The 17,064-nt window shown below is 39.6% G+C and carries 24 protein-coding genes and 2 pseudogenes; 13 read left to right on the top strand and 13 right to left on the bottom strand.

Annotated elements, in window-relative coordinates; genetic code table 11:
• The first annotated feature begins 3 nt into the window (after positions 1-3).
• Both AF333_RS31575 and AF333_RS34830 read left to right on the top strand, forming a co-directional pair.
• The gene (locus AF333_RS31575) at positions 4-138 is read left to right on the top strand and encodes a cyclic lactone autoinducer peptide (RefSeq protein ID WP_080787682.1); all 135 of its coding nucleotides are present in this window, start codon (positions 4-6) and stop codon (positions 136-138) included.
• Between the two features lie 14 nt (positions 139-152).
• The gene (locus AF333_RS34830; RefSeq protein ID WP_158502382.1) at positions 153-296 is read left to right on the top strand and encodes a hypothetical protein; all 144 of its coding nucleotides are present in this window, start codon (positions 153-155) and stop codon (positions 294-296) included.
• 68 nt (positions 297-364) lie between these two features.
• Here AF333_RS34830 and AF333_RS07050 read toward each other — a convergent pair whose 3' ends face one another.
• Genes AF333_RS07050 through AF333_RS07040 form a run of 3 tightly spaced genes read right to left on the bottom strand, consistent with a single transcriptional unit; the run spans position 365 to position 3,812 of the window.
• On the bottom strand, positions 365-1,669 hold the full coding sequence (locus AF333_RS07050; protein ID WP_043065459.1) for a (Fe-S)-binding protein: 1,305 nt from the start codon (positions 1,667-1,669) through the stop codon (positions 365-367).
• Between the two features lies 1 nt (position 1,670).
• Positions 1,671-3,071, bottom strand: coding sequence for an FAD-binding oxidoreductase (locus AF333_RS07045; RefSeq protein WP_139188900.1), 1,401 nt, complete (start codon positions 3,069-3,071; stop codon positions 1,671-1,673).
• A 33-nt stretch (positions 3,072-3,104) separates the two neighbouring features.
• A complete protein-coding gene (locus tag AF333_RS07040; RefSeq protein ID WP_043065458.1) occupies positions 3,105-3,812 on the bottom strand; it encodes a FadR/GntR family transcriptional regulator in 708 nt (235 codons plus the stop codon).
• Positions 3,813-4,142: 330 nt separating this feature from the next.
• Here AF333_RS07040 and AF333_RS07035 point away from each other — a divergent pair, with 330 nt between their 5' ends.
• Positions 4,143-5,471, top strand: coding sequence for an MFS transporter (locus tag AF333_RS07035; protein WP_043065457.1), 1,329 nt, complete (start codon positions 4,143-4,145; stop codon positions 5,469-5,471).
• A gap of 112 nt (positions 5,472-5,583) precedes the next feature.
• Here the strand turns inward: AF333_RS07035 and AF333_RS07030 are convergent, their stop codons facing one another.
• On the bottom strand, positions 5,584-6,987 hold the full coding sequence (locus tag AF333_RS07030; protein ID WP_043065456.1) for a hypothetical protein: 1,404 nt from the start codon (positions 6,985-6,987) through the stop codon (positions 5,584-5,586).
• 145 nt (positions 6,988-7,132) lie between these two features.
• Here AF333_RS07030 and rluF point away from each other — a divergent pair, with 145 nt between their 5' ends.
• A complete protein-coding gene (gene rluF / locus AF333_RS07025; protein WP_043065455.1) occupies positions 7,133-7,819 on the top strand; it encodes a 23S rRNA pseudouridine(2604) synthase RluF in 687 nt (228 codons plus the stop codon).
• A 7-nt stretch (positions 7,820-7,826) separates the two neighbouring features.
• On the opposite strand, the gene AF333_RS34825 is transcribed toward rluF, so the two are convergent.
• On the bottom strand, positions 7,827-8,033 hold the full coding sequence (locus tag AF333_RS34825) for a hypothetical protein (RefSeq protein ID WP_235496192.1): 207 nt from the start codon (positions 8,031-8,033) through the stop codon (positions 7,827-7,829).
• A gap of 485 nt (positions 8,034-8,518) precedes the next feature.
• Here AF333_RS34825 and AF333_RS07020 point away from each other — a divergent pair, with 485 nt between their 5' ends.
• From AF333_RS07020 to AF333_RS07015, 4 genes are all read left to right on the top strand, one after another.
• Positions 8,519-9,169 (top strand): glucosaminidase domain-containing protein, encoded by a 651-nt coding sequence (locus tag AF333_RS07020; RefSeq protein ID WP_200894934.1) that lies wholly within the window; start codon positions 8,519-8,521, stop codon positions 9,167-9,169.
• A gap of 199 nt (positions 9,170-9,368) precedes the next feature.
• Positions 9,369-9,488 carry a thermonuclease family protein gene (locus AF333_RS32645; protein WP_139188896.1) on the top strand — a complete coding sequence of 40 codons (120 nt, stop codon included), beginning with the start codon at positions 9,369-9,371 and terminating at the stop codon, positions 9,486-9,488.
• Complete coding sequence (locus AF333_RS37380) at positions 9,433-9,642, top strand: excalibur calcium-binding domain-containing protein (RefSeq protein WP_139188895.1); 210 nt, start codon at positions 9,433-9,435, stop codon at positions 9,640-9,642. Before AF333_RS32645 ends, AF333_RS37380 begins: the two co-directional genes overlap by 56 nt.
• A gap of 220 nt (positions 9,643-9,862) precedes the next feature.
• A complete protein-coding gene (locus AF333_RS07015) occupies positions 9,863-10,105 on the top strand; it encodes an AbrB/MazE/SpoVT family DNA-binding domain-containing protein (RefSeq protein WP_043065454.1) in 243 nt (80 codons plus the stop codon).
• Between the two features lie 90 nt (positions 10,106-10,195).
• Here AF333_RS07015 and AF333_RS07010 read toward each other — a convergent pair whose 3' ends face one another.
• Complete coding sequence (locus AF333_RS07010) at positions 10,196-10,417, bottom strand: hypothetical protein (protein WP_043065453.1); 222 nt, start codon at positions 10,415-10,417, stop codon at positions 10,196-10,198.
• 119 nt (positions 10,418-10,536) lie between these two features.
• On the opposite strand from AF333_RS07010, the gene AF333_RS07005 reads away from it, so the two are divergent.
• Positions 10,537-11,097, top strand: a complete 561-nt coding sequence (locus tag AF333_RS07005; protein ID WP_043065452.1) for an NADPH-dependent FMN reductase — start codon at positions 10,537-10,539, stop codon at positions 11,095-11,097.
• 456 nt (positions 11,098-11,553) lie between these two features.
• Here the strand turns inward: AF333_RS07005 and AF333_RS07000 are convergent, their stop codons facing one another.
• Positions 11,554-12,009, bottom strand: a complete 456-nt coding sequence (locus AF333_RS07000) for an OsmC family protein (RefSeq protein ID WP_043065451.1) — start codon at positions 12,007-12,009, stop codon at positions 11,554-11,556.
• 324 nt (positions 12,010-12,333) lie between these two features.
• On the opposite strand from AF333_RS07000, the pseudogene AF333_RS34820 reads away from it, so the two are divergent.
• Positions 12,334-12,450: pseudogene (locus AF333_RS34820) on the top strand (excalibur calcium-binding domain-containing protein); the annotation flags it as partial.
• A gap of 111 nt (positions 12,451-12,561) precedes the next feature.
• Here AF333_RS34820 and AF333_RS06990 read toward each other — a convergent pair.
• Positions 12,562-13,161, bottom strand: a complete 600-nt coding sequence (locus tag AF333_RS06990) for a DUF2812 domain-containing protein (RefSeq protein WP_053432671.1) — start codon at positions 13,159-13,161, stop codon at positions 12,562-12,564.
• Positions 13,148-13,471 carry a PadR family transcriptional regulator gene (locus tag AF333_RS06985; protein ID WP_043070825.1) on the bottom strand — a complete coding sequence of 108 codons (324 nt, stop codon included), beginning with the start codon at positions 13,469-13,471 and terminating at the stop codon, positions 13,148-13,150. The genes AF333_RS06990 and AF333_RS06985 overlap by 14 nt, the downstream gene beginning before the upstream one ends.
• 228 nt (positions 13,472-13,699) lie before the next feature.
• Between AF333_RS06985 and AF333_RS37375 the strand changes: the two are divergent.
• Positions 13,700-13,813: pseudogene (locus AF333_RS37375) on the top strand (IS1595 family transposase); the annotation flags it as partial.
• On the opposite strand, the gene AF333_RS34815 reads toward AF333_RS37375, so the two are convergent.
• On the bottom strand, positions 13,797-13,991 hold the full coding sequence (locus tag AF333_RS34815; protein ID WP_235496190.1) for a hypothetical protein: 195 nt from the start codon (positions 13,989-13,991) through the stop codon (positions 13,797-13,799). The pseudogene AF333_RS37375 and the gene AF333_RS34815 sit on opposite strands and share 17 nt — an antisense overlap.
• Before the next feature lie 167 nt (positions 13,992-14,158).
• On the opposite strand from AF333_RS34815, the gene AF333_RS06975 reads away from it, so the two are divergent.
• The gene (locus tag AF333_RS06975) at positions 14,159-14,431 is read left to right on the top strand and encodes a hypothetical protein (protein WP_043066303.1); all 273 of its coding nucleotides are present in this window, start codon (positions 14,159-14,161) and stop codon (positions 14,429-14,431) included.
• 262 nt (positions 14,432-14,693) lie between these two features.
• Here AF333_RS06975 and AF333_RS37370 read toward each other — a convergent pair whose 3' ends face one another.
• From AF333_RS37370 to AF333_RS36705, 3 genes are read right to left on the bottom strand one after another with little or no spacing between them, the layout of a single operon-like run.
• Positions 14,694-14,810 carry an IS3 family transposase gene (locus AF333_RS37370; RefSeq protein ID WP_152623408.1) on the bottom strand — a complete coding sequence of 39 codons (117 nt, stop codon included), beginning with the start codon at positions 14,808-14,810 and terminating at the stop codon, positions 14,694-14,696.
• Positions 14,764-15,450: an IS3 family transposase gene (locus AF333_RS06970; RefSeq protein ID WP_161808212.1), complete on the bottom strand. Its 687-nt coding sequence runs from the start codon at positions 15,448-15,450 to the stop codon at positions 14,764-14,766. The genes AF333_RS37370 and AF333_RS06970 overlap by 47 nt, the downstream gene beginning before the upstream one ends.
• A complete protein-coding gene (locus AF333_RS36705; RefSeq protein ID WP_268753607.1) occupies positions 15,447-15,578 on the bottom strand; it encodes a hypothetical protein in 132 nt (43 codons plus the stop codon). Before AF333_RS36705 ends, AF333_RS06970 begins: the two co-directional genes overlap by 4 nt.
• Before the next feature lie 918 nt (positions 15,579-16,496).
• On the opposite strand from AF333_RS36705, the gene AF333_RS06960 reads away from it, so the two are divergent.
• Positions 16,497-16,991 (top strand): DUF4825 domain-containing protein, encoded by a 495-nt coding sequence (locus tag AF333_RS06960; protein ID WP_043068844.1) that lies wholly within the window; start codon positions 16,497-16,499, stop codon positions 16,989-16,991.
• The last annotated feature ends 73 nt before the right edge of the window (positions 16,992-17,064 follow it).

The raw sequence follows: 17,064 nt of genomic DNA, 5'->3' as shown, positions 1-17,064 counted from the left end.
AATATGTTAACTAAGCTTAAATCCAAAACATTTACATGGGTTGCTTCATTGGCATATCTTGTTGCTCTAACCGAAATCAGCACAAATAGCTTCTGGACGGTCTATCAACCAGAAATTCCTGAAGAACTGCAAAGATAATATGGAGCAGGAGAATGAATGGAGACTTTAAGCTTGTATTAGAGCAAATAGAAAAGGTAAGCACCTGGTTACCATCCTATCGAAAATATGAAAAAGAGACAGATAAACCTCTCAGTTTTTTTGAATGGATTTTGCTAAATAACAATAAAGAAAACTAGAGTACAGTTGAAAAAAGCCGATTCCCTTCATTCTAAGGAAGGATCGGCTTTATCTTTTTACTACATATTCAAGAAATTCCTGCTGCCTCCGCTAAATACTCAATGAGATGCATCGCACGTACAGAACCCGATAGATTCTCACGTTGAATGCCTAGCTTCATCTGCAACAAGCACCCCGGATTGGTCGTAATCACTGTCGAAGCTCCTGTCGCTTTCGTATGCTTCATCTTCTCGTCAAGAATATCCATCGATTCATCATAATGGACGATATTATAAATTCCCGCCGACCCACAGCACATATTCGCCTCTTCCATCTCTACGAATTTGATTCCCGGCACGTTTGTGAGAAGTTCTAAAGGTTCTCTAACAACTTTCTGGACATTAGTCATATGGCAGGAACGTTGATATGTTACCCGTTCACCTGAACGTGGTTGCAGATCAGGCATACCACCACATGCTATGAGTACTTGGCTAATGTCCCTTGATTTCGTAGAGAACGCGGCAGCCCTGTCTGCCCATTCTTTATCGTCTGCAAGCAAGTGGCCATATTCATATAGCATCGCACCGCATCCTCCTGCATTATTAACAATGAAGTCCGCATTGGCTTTTTCAAATGCAATGATATTCTGTTTGGCCAGATGCCTCGCCTCCTCCATTTCCCCGGAGTGGGCATGTAATGCGCCACAACATGTCTGGTTTGGCACTACAATTACATCACAACCCGCTTCCGCAAGCAGCAGCACAGATAATCGGTTAATACGTTGAAACATCGCATCCATAATACATCCCGTAAAAAATGCAACCGTATACTTCTTTTCTCCTTTTGCTCCTACTCTAACAGGAGTTTGTTTGCGTTCCGCCGGTGAAACCGCTGGAGGAGCTATCGCTTCGAAATCACCCAGGTGATACGGTAACTTCTTCATTATTCCAGACGATTGAACCACTTTTTGTATTCCGCTCTTCTGATAGAGCCAAAGCGCATTGCCAGTCAGCTTCATCATCCGGCTGCTTGGGAATACTTTTTTAAACATTGTCTTTCGGAGCAGACGAACAGGAGCTGAAAACTTCTTGCGTCTAACGAGCGCCGCCCGTGCCGCTTCGAGAATAGAGCCGTATTCCACCCCGGTTGGACAGGCTGTCTCGCAGGCACGGCAGCCAAGACATAAATCTAGTGGCTCTTCTAGTACCGATACATCCTTAATTTTTCCTTCGCCAACCATCTTTACGAGATTAATCCGCCCTCGTGGAGAATGCGTTTCTTTTCCCATCGTAGCATATGTCGGACATACAGGAAGGCAATAGCCGCATTGCACGCAGCTGTTCGTTTTTTCATACAGAAACTCTTTCTGCAGTTGTTCAAGAGACTGACTCATATTAGCTCAACTCCAATTTCTGCCCCGGCTCCGGGAAAATTTTACCCGGGTTCATGATGTTGTTCGGGTCCCACGCTTCTTTGATACGTTTCATCATATCTAATCCGACCGTTCCCAATTCCATTTCCATAAACGGAGCTTTCATCGTTCCAATTCCATGTTCACCGGACAGTGTCCCACCGAGTTCAACCGCTGCCGTGAAGATTTCGGCAACCGCCTGTTCTACACGGTTCATCTCTTCCTTGTCACTTTTATCACAAATGATGTTTGGATGAAGATTACCATCACCCGCATGGCCGAATACGACAAGATGAACATTGTATTTATCTCGAATTTGCTGAAGCCTTTCGCACATTTGCGGGATTTTGCTGCGCGGCACGGTAGCATCTTCTGAGATTTTCGTTGGCTTGATACGCACAATAGCCGGAGATACGAGCTTACGAGCTCTCCATACTTCCGCTCTCTCGACTGCATTTTGCGGAATACGAATATCGCGTGCTCCTACAGATTTGCATAGCTCGGCTGCTTGCTTTACTTCATCCTTTAATGCAGCAGGATGACCATCCAATTCAAGCAAAATAATTGCCTCTGCGTCCACAGGCAATCCTAGCGGTTCATAATTCTCAACCGCTGCAATAGATGCCTGATCCATTAACTCCATTTTTGCCGGTAAAATGCCTGCAGATAGGATTTTTGAAATCGCGCTTCCTGCATCTACAAGGTTATTGAATACAGCCATAACTGTCTCTGAGGCGGGCGGTTTCGGGAGAAGACGTAACACCGCCTTTGTAATAATGCCAAGCGTGCCTTCCGAGCCAACAATAAGTTTCGTTAAATCGTAACCTGTTACATTTTTGACTGTACGGCCACCAGTTTTAATTATTTCTCCCTCAGGAGTAATCAACTCTAGACCAATAACGTAATCCTTCGTTACCCCGTATTTTAATCCGCGGGGCCCTCCAGAGTTCTCAGCCATATTACCACCGATAGTAGACACATGTGAGCTACTCGGATCAGGCGGATACAGCAGTCCTTTTTTTTCGGCTGCTTTATGGATATCCGCTGTCAATACACCCGGGGAAACAACGGCAACCAAATCTTCTTCGCTAATTTCAAGCAAATCGTTCATCACCGACAAATCGAATACCATGCCACCTTTAACAGGAAGTGGCCCCCCGCTTAAACAAGTGGACTGGCCGCGTGGATAGACAGGAATTCTCTCTCTGTTGGCAAATTTTACAAGAGCGGCCAACTCTTCCACGTTTTTAGTCTGAATAACCGCATCAGGCAGGTATGTACCGAAAGAACCATCAAATGAATAGCTAAAACGATCACTTTCATCGGTCAAGACTCTGCCTGTCTTTACAATGGACATAACCTCTTCAATATGAGCAGATGTCATCGTTTTCATTTAACCCTCTCTCTTTCCGTTCAACTATATTGGATAATCTTTTAGAAACAGGCTTAATTTCTTCTCCGCATTCTTCAAATGGATCGTACATTGGATTTTAGCCAGTTCCGGCTCCTCTGCTTCAATTGCTAGTAGAATGTTCTGGTGCTCTTTATAGACGGCTTGACGCTTATGCTCTAATTCTGTATTAGGCTGCAAAGTAATCTTTAATGCTCTTTCATAAAGCGAAGATAAGCTTTCGAGCATTTGAATCATGATAGGATTCTGTGTGGCCAAAATAATCGCACGGTGAAATTCTATGTCTGCCTTCATTCCACTTTTCCCCTGATCAACAGATTCATTTTCCAATAGCTTCAATACTTGCCTCATTCGCTCTAATTGTTCGGGCGTACGTCTAAGTGCAGCTAAATATGCCGCTTCAGGCTCCAGGATTTTTCTCATCTCAAATAAATGTTTGATACTTTCCACGTCATCGCTTTCGATTCGAATACGCTGTAATAAAGCCGAGCCTGCCGTCTCTTCTACATAGCTCCCTCCTCCTTGGCGAGAGGAGATGACACCGGCAGCCCTTAATACGCTTAACGCCTCACGGATAGGAATTCTGCTCACGCCAAAACGGGCGGCTAATTCCATCTCTGTCGGCAATTTGGCTCCCGGCGGGAGCTGGCCGGTTTCAATCATAGTTAGTAATTCGCGGGATATGATTTGCGACATCTTTTCTTTTTTGGACATACTACTTCTCACATCCTTTTGTATGCATATTATATTGAATACCAAAAAGCGGTTTGTCTAGCAATTCAGCGGAATTTGTATTACAAATTATATTTTTATTAATTAGCAAAAATTTCACTTTTCCTGTTTACAATGAGTTTTGTTGTTTTTATAATAAACATTAAAATCGAAAAAAACAAGAAAATAACGAAATTTGTATAACAAATATTTATTCTGTATTTGTGTTTAAAGCTTGTTTTTTTCAAAAGAATAGCTATGAGATTTTTGAAAACGTTTTACCCTACAACTATTCTACATGCTTTTTTGTCATCTTAAGAGGGAGGAATCACTGTGAACAACGCTACAGAAAATTTGGAGAAACGAACGATACGGAAAGTTACAAGGCGAATTGTTCCATTCCTTTTCGTCCTGTACATTATCTCGTATCTGGACAGGGCGAACATAGGATATGCCGCTTTGGAAATGAATGAGGCACTCGGACTAACCAGCCAGGTGTTCGGAATTGCTACGGGAATTTTCTTTATTGGTTATTTTCTTTTTGAGGTACCAAGCAATATTTTGATGCAACGGTTCGGGGCAAGAGTATGGATTACAAGAATTCTTATCACCTGGGGGATTATTTCTGTAGCCACAGGATTTGCCCAGAACGCTACGCAACTGTATATTATAAGATTTTTGCTCGGGGTGGCTGAAGCCGGATTTTTCCCGGCAGTTATTTTATACATCACTTATTGGTTTAGGATAAAAGAACAGGCAAGTACGATTGCTATGTTTATGACCGCGATTGCCGCTTCCTATATCATTGGTGCTCCTTTTTCTACCTGGATTATGGACAACATTAATTGGATGGGCATACCTGGATGGCGTTGGATGTTTGTTCTGGAAGGGATGCCCGCGGTTATTCTGGGGATCGTAACATTCTTTTACTTAACGGATCGTCCGGAAGATGCGAAGTGGCTTACGAAAGAAGAAAAAAATTGGTTGCTTGCAGAATTGAAAAAAGAAAGAGAAGCGAAGGAACAGACAGAAAAAAATCAAAAACAGCACGGACACAAAGAAGCTCTTACCGATTCCAAAGTATGGTACCTCGCTTTGATTTATTTCGTATATATTGCAGGTACTCTCGGTGTCGGATACTGGATGCCACAGATTATTAAGGGATTATCAACCTACTTAACAAACACTCAAATTGGTTTAATCGCTACCATTCCGTACATTGCTGCTTCGATCGCAATGAATTACTGGTCGCGCCGCTCTGATCGTATGGAAGAAAGACGGATGCACTCAGCGCTTCCGCTTATCGTTGCGGCTATAACATTAATTGGCGCTGGCATGACAGCTCAGCCTTTTTTGGCTATGTTTTTGATAACGGTTTCGCTAGCAGGAATGTACTGTTTTAAAGGTCCGTTCTGGGCTTTGCCAACCATGCTTCTGACTCCGGCAAAAGCTGCTGTGGGTATTGCAGTTATTAACTCCATTGGAAATTTAGGCGGTTTTGTCGGCCCTTATGCTGTCGGCTTATTAAAGGACACTACAGGTAGTACAAGTGCTGGCTTGTATTTTTTAAGCGCGATGCTGCTAATCGCTTTTCTTATGTTGCTTTTCATGCGAAAAGAAAAAAATAATAGCTCCGAGGAAACAAATAAGATTGCGATATAACAAGAGGAGCAATATGTATAGTAGCAGAATCTTTAATGCTTTTTTCAATGTTTTTTACTGCGAAGACAAAAAAGCCTTAAGAGAGTATTCCATTCTCTCTTAAGGCTTTAACTTACCAAGCTCTTTTCGCCATGTGAATAGAAAGCTTTTTATAACTATCCGCCTCTTCTCTCATTCCTTTTTCCTCATACAGCTTACTTAGCCAACGTATGGGCTCAAGCGAAGCCGGGTTTAACTCCATCTCCCAAGCGAAACATTCAATGGATTGGTCTAATAATTCAAATCGATAATACAGTTCTCCTAGCTTCATAAGCTGATCTAGATCACGGGATAAAGATTCCAATTGGTCAATTTCACTACATATTTGAAGACACGAATTGTTTTCTCTTATTGGATGTAGCCATACTTTTACTTTGGAAGGCTCATCATTCTTAAGTAAACAAGTGACCAGACGACGTACAAGGGCCTCTTTTTTTGAAGGATCGGTGAGATATAAGTGATTAATGATTTGATTTACGTTTGTTAAATGTAAAATATATGAAGTGTCTACGTGTTCTATAATCATTTCGATTATCTCGTAATGGGTGGAAGAGAGCTGTGGAATCTGGTTAATAATGAATGACAAAGCTTCGGGATATTGTTTCAAACTGATTTGTTCCTGAATCAGCTGTTCAATTAATGGAGGATAGGTAGGTGAATATTCACATAAAAATTTCAAAACTGCATACTGATCTATAGGTTTTAGTTCGCGCTTTAGTAAGGAGAGAAAATCCGTATAATCATAAAAATCATGTTTCATTTCAAAAAGGTCAATAAACAAGATGAGTCGTTCGAGGGAGCGCGATTGCTGTTTTAGCAATTGATGGAGATGAACTTCGTACTTTCGTTCTGCACGATTTTGATAATAGAATGGTTCTATAAGTAAAGGTGTTTGTTCGAGAAGAATTTCAGGATTGGTTTCATCTTCTTTCCGATATTTTTCAAACTCTGATGTTCGAATGATTTCCTGTATGGCTTTTATGCCTGGTGAAAAGGTAAGTAATATTTTTGCTGTCTGATATGCTTTGGCAAAATGACCGTTTCGTTTAAAGTGATTAAAAATCTGCCGGATGATGCTAACAAGTTGTTGTTGTTCAATAAAGTTATCCATATAAGTAGCGGCCAGGGAAACCTCTAGAAGCGAAAGATGGTTCTGTAATTGGGTAAATATATCATTCACTTGGGGAAGATGGATTGTTCGACTCTTAGGAAGCAACAGAGGAAAAATAGGATGAGAAGTATAGCATACAATTCCCTGTTGAAATACTTTATGAAGAAAGGTCCCCTCTTTTATTTCTTCTAGCTTTCCACCGCCAAGTATGTTGTTTTTGAAATAGATTAAATAAAAAGCCGAGTCATTCGAATCGATAATCTCCAACACTTTACTTTGAAGATATACCGCTATTCGATGAACTCGGCCTTGAAAGATGTCGCTTGAGGATGTAAAATTCCGCTTTATTGTATAGGAATCATTCATTTTCATACTTCCTCCTTTTTTATAACTATAGCACAATATATTTTTTATAAGCAAACACACATAGAATAATAAAGGAAAAGGGTATGATACAATAATAAGAAATGTATATAGTTTTGAATCATTGTAACAGAGAAGGGATTTCCGAATGAGAATTAATAAATTTATTAGTGAAACCGGCATTTGTTCAAGACGGGAAGCTGACAAATGGGTTGAAGCAAAACGAGTAACCATTAATGGCATCCCTGCTGAACTTGGCAGTACGGTAGAGCCAGGAGATGACATCCGTATTGATGGTAGACCGATTGGCGCCAAGAAGAAGGCTATTTATATCGTATTAAACAAGCCGGTGGGAATTACATGTACAACAGAAAAACATGTAAAAGGAAACATTGTGGATTTCGTTAATCATCCGGAACGTATCTTTCCAATTGGTCGGCTGGATAAAGATTCTCAAGGTTTAATTCTGCTAACGAACGATGGAGACATCGTTAATAAAATCCTACGTGCGGAGAACAATCATGAGAAAGAATATATTGTGACAGTAAATAAACCAATCACCCCTTCTTTTGTACACGGTATGTCCAACGGGGTAAGAATCCTTGGTACAAAGACGAAACCATGCAAAGTAACTCGTATTGATGATCGAGTATTCCGCATCGTTCTAACACAGGGTCTAAATCGTCAAATTCGACGTATGTGCCAGACTTTCGGCTATCACGTAATGCGGCTTGAGCGCATCCGGATTATGAATATTAAAATCAATGGTTTAAAAATGGGACAATGGCGGAATCTAACAAGCAAAGAACTCAGCGAATTAAAAGAAAAATTATAGAGAGGTGTTATACTTCTCCTGTATCTATATAAATTACACTTGATAGTTTGACAGGGGAATGTGGTGGGAAGTAGGAAATTCGGAAAAAAGAAGAGGTTGGATGCGCCCTGCGATCCGGCAGAAGAAAGGCCAGCGTGTCTTTTTCCGACCGCTCCCACCCACCGCCCTTCCTTCTTTTCTTACCTCCCACCATAAAAATTGGTCGATGTATCAAATCAGATGTATATAATCTCCCTTCTTAATAATAGAGTATTTTCACGACTCTCTTTTCTCTAACGTTCCAATCAACTGTCCATAAACCTCATATATACATGACATTATTCTCTCTTTGCGGTAAAATACTTCTCGTGCGCTCACTAATGAAAGTGCCTTGTCCTTATCGTCGCCACAAATAAATAAAAAAGTTAGTCATATCACGAATCTCTTACAAGGACGTAGCTTTTACTATTTTATCTTTCATAATAATAGAAAAATGTGAAACTAAAGGTAAAGAAAGGAGTCTAATAAAAGGTAGAATAGCTGCACGTCATTTTTTTATGGATAAGAAGCGACATATAGCTGCCGTTTGGCTTTTGTGTAGAAAAAGGACGAGCAGCAACACCCACGAGTTTTTCTTATGTTTTGCAAGAATTTTATTACTAGAAGGAGGAACGATGTACAACCCCTTTATTTCTTAATAGGAATTGTACGAGAATGTATATGTTTAAGAAAATTACACTTACTACGGTTGCTATCGGCCTTGTGTACATAGGAGGAGCAATTACAGCTTCTGATAAAGGTATCGTATATGCCGAAAACAATACTGTACCTATTGCTCCCGTATCACTACAATCACTAACAGAAGGAAAACAACCCATACTGGGAGCATCGGTAGCTACAGAAGAACAAATGCTTGCCTTTGCCCGTTCGGTAAATCCTGATTTTCCTGCCGATCTTCCTAAGTTATACATAGAAATCGGGAATAAATACGGAATACGTGGAGATATCGCTTTTTGCCAGATGATTAAAGAAACCGGTTATCATCGGTTTGGTGGTATTGTAGATGCAAATCAATACAACTATGCTGGAATCGGCGCTGTCGGAAACAGTAAAACGAACAAAGGAAACTTTTTCCTATCACCAGAGCAAGGTGTACGTGCTCATATCCAGCATTTATATGCCTATGCCAGCAAAGGTGAGCTACCGGAGGATGAGCCACTTGTAGATCCGAGATTTAACTATGTGACAAGGGGCATAGCACCAAATTGGCAGAATTTGAATGGCAAGTGGGCCGTTCCAGGGAAAGGCTACGGAGAAGAAATACTGAAGATTTATTCTAAAGTGCTTAGTACGCCTGCTGCTTCACAGTAAAACACAAACTGTCTGAAGCAAGACATTGGCAGTAGCCTATCAATAGCTATAAAAAACCACAATGCGTCTTGCGGTTTTTTATAGCTATTCTTTTCTTTACCATAGTTTTACCCTTCTATTCGTTGATCAAATCTATATACATCTTACTTTATAAATTTACATATTCTTGCGGTAGGAGGTAAGAAAAGAAGGAGGGGCGGTGGGCGGTTGGAACAAATACGGCCGCGTTCTGGTTTATCTATGGGTTGACGGAAAAATGCTCAATGAAGTGCTCCTGGAGAAAGGGCTCGGTATATGGTCCATTGAGAATTATGCATAGAAAGACGGCTTCCACTCCGAAAAAATCGAGAAAACACAGCCAGCGACCTCAGTTCCCCCTCATACTCAAACCTCGAACACATCCTCTTCCAATGTACAGTATAAAAATTGTACAGAAGCAAGATCGAGACGGAGACGGAATCGCCTGTGAATAAAGCAAAGCATCGAGAAGTAAGCATATACGCTTACTTTTCGATGCACGATACTTTCTTCCTATTCATTTCGAATTTGCCACAGCTTCAGGATGGAGAATACAGAAGACCCCAGACATTCCCTTCTCGAAAAATTTTTCCTCTAAATGAAATTGAATCCAAACAAATGTTCTTATATAATTTAAAGATAAGAACAAGATAATACGAATAGGGAGAGAATAGCATGAGTGAACCAGGGGTTGTTCGTCGACTAAACGGCTTAGGTAAAATTGTAATACCAATAGAAATAAGAAGAGAATTAAGAATCCAAAAGGGCGATAGCATGAAAATCTTCATAGAAGACGAGAAAATCGTTCTACAAAAATATAATTCAGGGTGTAGCTTCTGTGAGTCTGTCTTAGAAGCTACTGAATACAAGGGTAAAAGTATATGCGTTTCTTGCTTTGAAGAACTGAAGCATACATAAACCATACATTTTCTTGATAGCTATCTATCACTATTTTTTAGAAATTATACGGTACCATACCCCGCTCTTCCTATAAACAGCGGGGCTTTTTCAGCTCTTGTTCGGCGAAGGAAGTCTTCTTGTCAATTCCAGACCGGCGAGCGGGTTGGTATAGGAACCACTTACATTATCAAGTGGACGAGAATCTCTCAACGATGCGATCTGTAATGTAGCGCTTGTCCAATCCTGTGCATGGTAAGCAGCTTCAAGCCTGGCTCTTTTTGCTTCCTTCCCTTTCTGCTTCTCCGTTTCAATTTTTTTCCCTTTCTCCACTTCTTCTGGAGAAGTAACGCTTGCGCTCCATGCTGTCTTCGACCCATCCTTATGAATGATGATGCCGGAAGCGACAACAGAGACACCAAAGCTTTCAAAAGCCTACAATAAGGAGTGAGATGAGAATTTTGGATAACACCGTGAAAATATTAACTATCTCTGGAAGTCTCCGTGAACGTTCTTCTAACACTAATATCTTACGTGCGATTACTAATTTGGCTCCCAAAAACGTTACTTTTGACTTCTATAATGAGTTAAGTGAATTGCCTCATTTTAATCCTGAAATAGACAACGATGAGTTTCCTCCTGCTCCAATTAAAGCTTTACGAAAACGCCTTAAAGAAGCAAACGGTGTTCTATTTTCTACTCCAGAGTATGCGAAAGGAGTACCAGGCGCTTTAAAAAATGCACTTGATTGGCTGGTATCCTCAGGAGAACTCATGAATAAACCTGTATCTATAATTAGTGCCTCTACTTCTCCTCTAGGTGGAGAGCAAGCCTATGCTTCACTTTTGCTTACTTTAGATATGTTGAATGCTGAAATTGTAAAAGGAGCGACGATGAAGATTCCATTTATCGGTACTAAATTAAATGCTGATGCTAAAATTACGGATCCTAGCCTGGAACAGGATTTGAAATATCTTATTACTACATTTGTGAACATTATTCATAAGTATTAATGCTAACCTATATAAATTACACTTGATATTTTGATAGGGTAGCGTGGTTGGAAGGAGGCGATTCAGAAAAAGAAGAGGGTGGATGCCCTTCCCTCTCGCCACAAGAGTTTGTCGATGTATCAAATCAGATGTATATAGGTCTGACTTAATAAATCAACACACTTTTGTCGTGCGAATATATTTGATTTTCAAAGGGCTTTCGTGGTACAGTAGAAGTGTTCTTTTACATTGTTTCTTTGCTTATGGTCCGCCTTACGCGGACCATTTGCATTTTAGCATTAAGCAAACTGTTTACTGCAAATTGATTTATCCATCCTTAAAAAGATAAAGCCTGACACTCACTCTCCTCTACAGAGAATGCCATGTCAGGCTTTTTATGGTTGCTTTAAAAGCATATCTTCACATGCTAAGTTGTATGCGTATGTTATTTTTTTATAAACTGCTACTGTGGCTTCCTTACACCTTGTTCCACTTGACGTCCACTTTAATTCCAGCATCCTTAAACAAATTAAATACTGGACATCTACGTTCTACCTCTTGCTTTAACTGTTCAATTTTTTCTTCACTTTCCTCTGTCTGTATATTCACCTGAAAACGTATTTTTTGAAAATGTGGTGAAACCCCTTCTTCCCCCATTAACCCGCGAGTGTCAATAATACCTGTTGTCTCAAACTCAATACCTGTGAAAGTAAAATCCAACTCTTGAGCAATTAATGGAATCATGACGCCTTTACATCCGTTAAGAGCTGCTACTACATACTCCATAGGATTAGGGCCTATATCCGTTCCACCCAACACTTCTGGTTCATCCATAACGAAAGAAGAAAAATTGCGTATTGAGATATTCGTTTTAACCCCCGAATCCCACGTACCCGCTGCTGAAACCTTAAATAGTGTAGATGATTGAGTCATAATCCCCTCCAAATACAAGTATTTTGATAAGAATTAAATAAATTATAAAGAATAACGAATAGTATGTAAAGAAGACTTTTATTGTAGTTCCATGTCGAAACTTGTCTAACCTTTAGACCTAGTCCTTTTATCACTGTGAAGTTACAATAAAAGAAGATTGCTTTCTTACAAAATGATACATACAACACACTCTATCAAAAAATAGCATCTAAGGAGGATACCATGTTTAAAAAAGTTTCTACTTTGTTTGTAGTTGCTGCGCTTCTTGGTGGCACAGTAGCAATTAATCATTCTCTTGCAGCCGCTAAGAAAGCACCAAAGAAAGTGGTATACAAGAACTGTACAGAAGCAAGAAAAGCAGGTGTAACGCCAATTTATAAAGGTCAACCTGGTTATAGTCTGAAGCTTGACCGTGACAAAGATGGTATTGCCTGTGAATAATAGAATGACTTATGTTACTATACGCCTTGCCCTGCCTGAATAGTCTGGATGAACCCTAATAAAAGAAATCATCGCAGAAAATAGTCAAACCAGCCTGAGGGCTGGTTTGTTTTATTCAGTAAATGTTTTTTCTTGTTTTTTACACTTCGTATATTTGATTGCAAAGAATACTGTCATGATGATTAGCAGCCAAGTAAAACCCAAACGCATGAAAGCAAAAGGAGTTTCAAATAAAAAGGACTGAACAAAATGGCTCCCTTGTTTTTCCCATAATCCGGGTGTTAAGTAGGCATCTTTTGGATTTAAATAGAATATTTCTCCATTTCCTGAAGGGATGAGGATCAACAATACTGCGAACATCATAAAGTAGTAGCTAGCCATTCGCTGCAACATCGCGCTCGTTGATGGTGCATCTGAGAACAATTCATCATGACCATCCTTCTCTTTGATCCAATAATGAACAGAACTAAATCGGCTGCCAGCAATATGTTTCCAGCCGAACTCTTCATATAGCTCGATGTATGTTTCTAACTTTTCCTTTGTCAAATGTCTTTGGAAGTCTAATTTAATGACCTGATTCGTATCCGTCGTTTTTTGGAATTGATAATAGCCTAGCGAACTTTTTTTAACCAGTTCATAGCCTTTTTTCAGTTGCTCATTAAGCCAAGCTTCCTCTTTACGGATATCGACAAACAACTTAAATTTCTTCATTTATATTTCCCCCTTTGTAAACATCGATGATATGCTGCATTCTTTGCATATCCAGCTGTAAAATTTCTCTTCCTTTGTCCGTTAAAACATAGACTTTTCTTCGAGCATCCTCCGTTTCGACACGTTCAATCAGTTTATGCTTCATTAAGTTTTCAATCGCTCCGTATAAAGTTCCAGCAGCAATCCGTACGTCACCGTCACTCATTTCCTCGACCTTTTGCATAATGACATAGCCGTGTGCAGGCTCTTGCAATGCCAACATAATGTAACTCATTGTTTCGGTTAGTGGCAACAATTTATGTCTATTCATCTCATTCCACCTCATTATATCGTCAAACTATATCGCTAAACTGTATAGTTACATTTTATACAGTTTAACTATATATTTCAACTATATAAATAAAAAAGAGCATGATCTGCGTTTTGAGGGATAAGGCAAGCTTTTTGCAAGCGATAGCTCGTCGATCTCCGCTTAAAACAATATGTTCGAATTTTCCCGTCCTTCACTGAAAGCAATCGTATCTTTCGTTGACTCATCTCTTCATATACAAACAGTAAGGGCTTGGAACATTATCGTTTCAAGTCAGATAGAATAGAACAGAACAAGCAAAAGGATTGTATCATATCCAAAAACATCAGTAACTATATAAGTTACGGTTAATATTTTGACATGGTAGCGTGGTTGGAAGGAGGAGGGATGGAGAAAGAAGAGGGGGGATACGCCCTGCGCCCCGACAGAAAAAGGCGGACGTGTCTTTTTCCGACCGCTCCCGCCCACCGCTCTTCCTTCTTTTCTTATCTCTCACCACAAGAATTTGTCGATGTATCAAATCAGATGTATATAGCACAGCTGATTAAAAGGTTGGATGCAACGATTTAATGGTGTAGCAGCAAATTGCTTATTCCCTATCAATGAAACTTATCAATTATTAAGAACGTAACAGTGTTAAAGGTTTTTTTATAATTAATAGATAGAAAATAATATAGGAGGATTTTTATGGAATATACTTTTATAGGTGCATTAGTTGTCCTTTTGGGTCTTATTATCTTAAATAAAATAGCTATAATGGAGAAGCAAATTAAAAATCAAAAGTTCATTTTAGATCAAATTTCGAAACAATTAGAAATACCTGAGCATCCAGTTAATAATGAAGTAAGGAAACTTCTCAAAGAACAAAATTATGTTGAAGCAATTAAAATGGTAAGAGAGGTTTTAGGACTTTCATTAATAGAAGCCAAACAATATGTTGATAGGATAAAAAATGGTTGATTAAGTGAGATTTCAATGGCATAAGTCTTATTTTATTTAGTGAAAAACAACAATAAAATTTAATACAGCCTTTTCATCAAAAACAACCTCTCTCAATCGAAATATCCCAGAGCCTTTGAGTCGTTGAGTCAAAAACTCAATTATTCAATGACTTATGCATCCAAAGTAAATGGGTCATTGAATCGAACTATGACAGTTGAGGGATAAAATAAAAAACTCCAGTCTGATCAAGCCCCCATTTAGTAGACATTGAAAAAAACACCTAGGCTGCAAACGGGCGCCGGTACTCTACCGGCGTCAGTTTATTTAATCTACGCTGTGGTCGTCTTCGGTTATAAAATCGTATGTATTTTTCGATTCGGCTTTGTGCCTCTGCCAAACTTCAGATATGATAAGGGTAGAGCCCTTCCGTTTTGAGATGGGAGAAGAAGCCCTCCATAGAGGCGTTGTCCAGGCAATTGCCCCGACGAGACATGCTGATTTGGGCGCCAACCTTTTGGCAGCATGTCGTGGTAAGCATGAGACGTGTACTGGAACCCCTGGTCGCTGTTAACGACTAGCCCAGTCACGTCTTTTTGCTTGGCAAAGGCCTTTGTAAATGTCTGCAGAACAAGTTCATTGTCATTACGTTCACTGAGTTGATACGCTACAATCTCATTGTTAAATAAGTCTTTCACGGTCGAAAGATACAACCAGCGTTCGCCTACCCGGTATTGGGTCACATCTGTCACCCATTTCTGGTTTGGCTTATCTGCCGTAAAGTCTCGCTTAAGCAGATTCTCAGCCACACGCTCCGCAACCTTATCCTTCATGTTAAACCGGCGTTTCCGTCGAATGCTGGCTTGAAGGCCGAGCTTTTGCATGAGACGCAGTACCTTCTTGTGATTCATCCATACGCCGTCATCTTGCCACAAGAACAGTTGGAGCTGCCGGTAGCCATATTTTCCTTCGTAGCGATGGTACACCTTGCGAATGAGTCGCACGGCCTCGACATCCCTATCGTTCTTCTTTCGCTTCAAGTATACGTAGTAACCACTTCTAGAACACCAGGAAGCTGGCACAGTGGTGCTACTTGGCCTGGATTCGCTGCTTGTTCGATAAGCTTGAATCGCTCTTTCTTACCTCCCGCATCCAGATTTTCAAACACTTTTTTAGCATCGCATTCTCCCGCTTCAACTGCTGAACATACCGTTCTTGATCTAAATATTCCTTTCGCCTTCCTCGTTGATCCAGCAAACCAAATTCACCCTGTTCACGGTATTTACCAACGTTTCANCGGTATTTACGCATCCAACGTTTCATCCGATCTTTATCTTGTATTCCTACGTGATCGTTAATCTGCCGATACGTCCATTTTTCCTCTACGTGCAGGCGGATAGCCTCCAGCTTCAGTTCTTCCGAATAAGTCTTAAACTTTTGACCTTTAATCGCCATTAAAAATACATCCCTTAGCATTCATCGGTTAAACCAAGGGGTTTTTTCAATGTCTATTCTAAGGGGTGCACACTAGTCTAAGTTGGTGGGTTTTTGTTTGCGCCCTAATATTCACTTACTACACTAACGCCGATACATAAGTAAATTAATAAATCCAATTCTAAAGGTCAGGAGGAACGAGCACTTCTTCCCAATCGTTAAAGTAACTTGTCTATTTTCTTGGCACCATTCCAGGTTATAGCCAAGTGCTTCTGTAAGTTCCATCGATTGAGAAAACTCTACACTAACAAATCCTTGTTATGTTCTTGCTCTTTTCCTGGTGGCTCTATGAAACTATGCAAACATGCCTGCTATTTTCCCGGTAATAACAGGGGGAAATACCCATAATGATAGTTTGTTTTTAAAAGTATACTAAGAGAAGAAGAATAAGAAACTGGAAGCGGCAAGAAAAAAGTACCGACCGTTTGATATACTAGACAAATAGCCCTCTGCGAAGGTTTTCTTTTTTATATAAAGTTTTGTTAAAGAACATTGTTGATTTTTCAGCCAACTTAGTGAAATATTAACAGTAGATTTGTGTTTTTACGGTAAATTTATACTATTAGATTTTGAATTTAAGGTGGGGGAAGAAGTGATAAAAATAATTAAGTGTTTCTTTTTTTTATTATTGGTATTACTTTTTTTAAATGGATGTAATCCCAGTAATGTGAATGAAGATATATTTCAATTTAAAGATTCATATGTAGGCGATAACGGTGCGGTTGGGAATATTACTATGCGATTACCGAGTCCAAATGGTGAACATTTAAATGGGTTAGAACTTAAAACCACAAAAGAGCCTTATGGAATTATTTTGAATTACAAAAAGGCAGACACACCAGAGGAAATAGAAAAAAACTACAAAGAGACTGCAATATACAATGCCACATTTATATTTGCATTAGTAAAAAATGCGGATTGGGTTACATTTAATTTCGTTGACCAAGAATATAGAATCACAAGAGAAAAATTGCAAAAATGGTATGGAAAAAATTTAAGAGAATTCACAAACGAAGAAGACCTAGCAAAACTTACACAGGAATTTTTAGCAGATAAAGGCAAAGTAAGTCAGTTTTTTCGGGAATAAAATAATCTTTCTCCAAGAAAGCAAATACTGTAAAGCCTATCTGATCTGGTTTCCCAGTATACCCGGATACTGC

This window comes from Aneurinibacillus migulanus (genome assembly GCF_001274715.1).
Classification (GTDB): Bacteria; Bacillota; Bacilli; order Aneurinibacillales; family Aneurinibacillaceae; genus Aneurinibacillus; species Aneurinibacillus migulanus.
Note: the sequence above shows the minus strand (reverse complement) of the source record. Positions and strands in the feature narration are given on the sequence as shown.

Bases quoted from the DNA above. Each gene is read 5' to 3' on its own strand.
- AF333_RS31575 (WP_080787682.1), top strand. From the start codon at position 4: ATGTTAACTAAGCTTAAATCCAAAACATTTACATGGGTTGCTTCATTG.
- AF333_RS07015 (WP_043065454.1), top strand. From the start codon at position 9,863: ATGAGTGAACCAGGGGTTGTTCGTCGACTAAACGGCTTAGGTAAAATT.
- AF333_RS06975 (WP_043066303.1), top strand. From the start codon at position 14,159: ATGGAATATACTTTTATAGGTGCATTAGTTGTCCTTTTGGGTCTTATT.
- AF333_RS07005 (WP_043065452.1), top strand. From the start codon at position 10,537: ATGAGAATTTTGGATAACACCGTGAAAATATTAACTATCTCTGGAAGT.
- AF333_RS07000 (WP_043065451.1), bottom strand. From the start codon at position 12,009: ATGACTCAATCATCTACACTATTTAAGGTTTCAGCAGCGGGTACGTGG.
- AF333_RS07030 (WP_043065456.1), bottom strand. From the start codon at position 6,987: ATGAATGATTCCTATACAATAAAGCGGAATTTTACATCCTCAAGCGAC.
- rluF (WP_043065455.1), top strand. From the start codon at position 7,133: ATGAGAATTAATAAATTTATTAGTGAAACCGGCATTTGTTCAAGACGG.
- AF333_RS07045 (WP_139188900.1), bottom strand. From the start codon at position 3,071: ATGACATCTGCTCATATTGAAGAGGTTATGTCCATTGTAAAGACAGGC.
- AF333_RS06990 (WP_053432671.1), bottom strand. From the start codon at position 13,161: ATGAAGAAATTTAAGTTGTTTGTCGATATCCGTAAAGAGGAAGCTTGG.
- AF333_RS34830 (WP_158502382.1), top strand. From the start codon at position 153: ATGAATGGAGACTTTAAGCTTGTATTAGAGCAAATAGAAAAGGTAAGC.
- AF333_RS37380 (WP_139188895.1), top strand. From the start codon at position 9,433: ATGAAGTGCTCCTGGAGAAAGGGCTCGGTATATGGTCCATTGAGAATT.
- AF333_RS07050 (WP_043065459.1), bottom strand. From the start codon at position 1,669: ATGAGTCAGTCTCTTGAACAACTGCAGAAAGAGTTTCTGTATGAAAAA.
- AF333_RS07040 (WP_043065458.1), bottom strand. From the start codon at position 3,812: ATGTCCAAAAAAGAAAAGATGTCGCAAATCATATCCCGCGAATTACTA.
- AF333_RS06985 (WP_043070825.1), bottom strand. From the start codon at position 13,471: ATGAATAGACATAAATTGTTGCCACTAACCGAAACAATGAGTTACATT.
- AF333_RS07020 (WP_200894934.1), top strand. From the start codon at position 8,519: ATGTTTAAGAAAATTACACTTACTACGGTTGCTATCGGCCTTGTGTAC.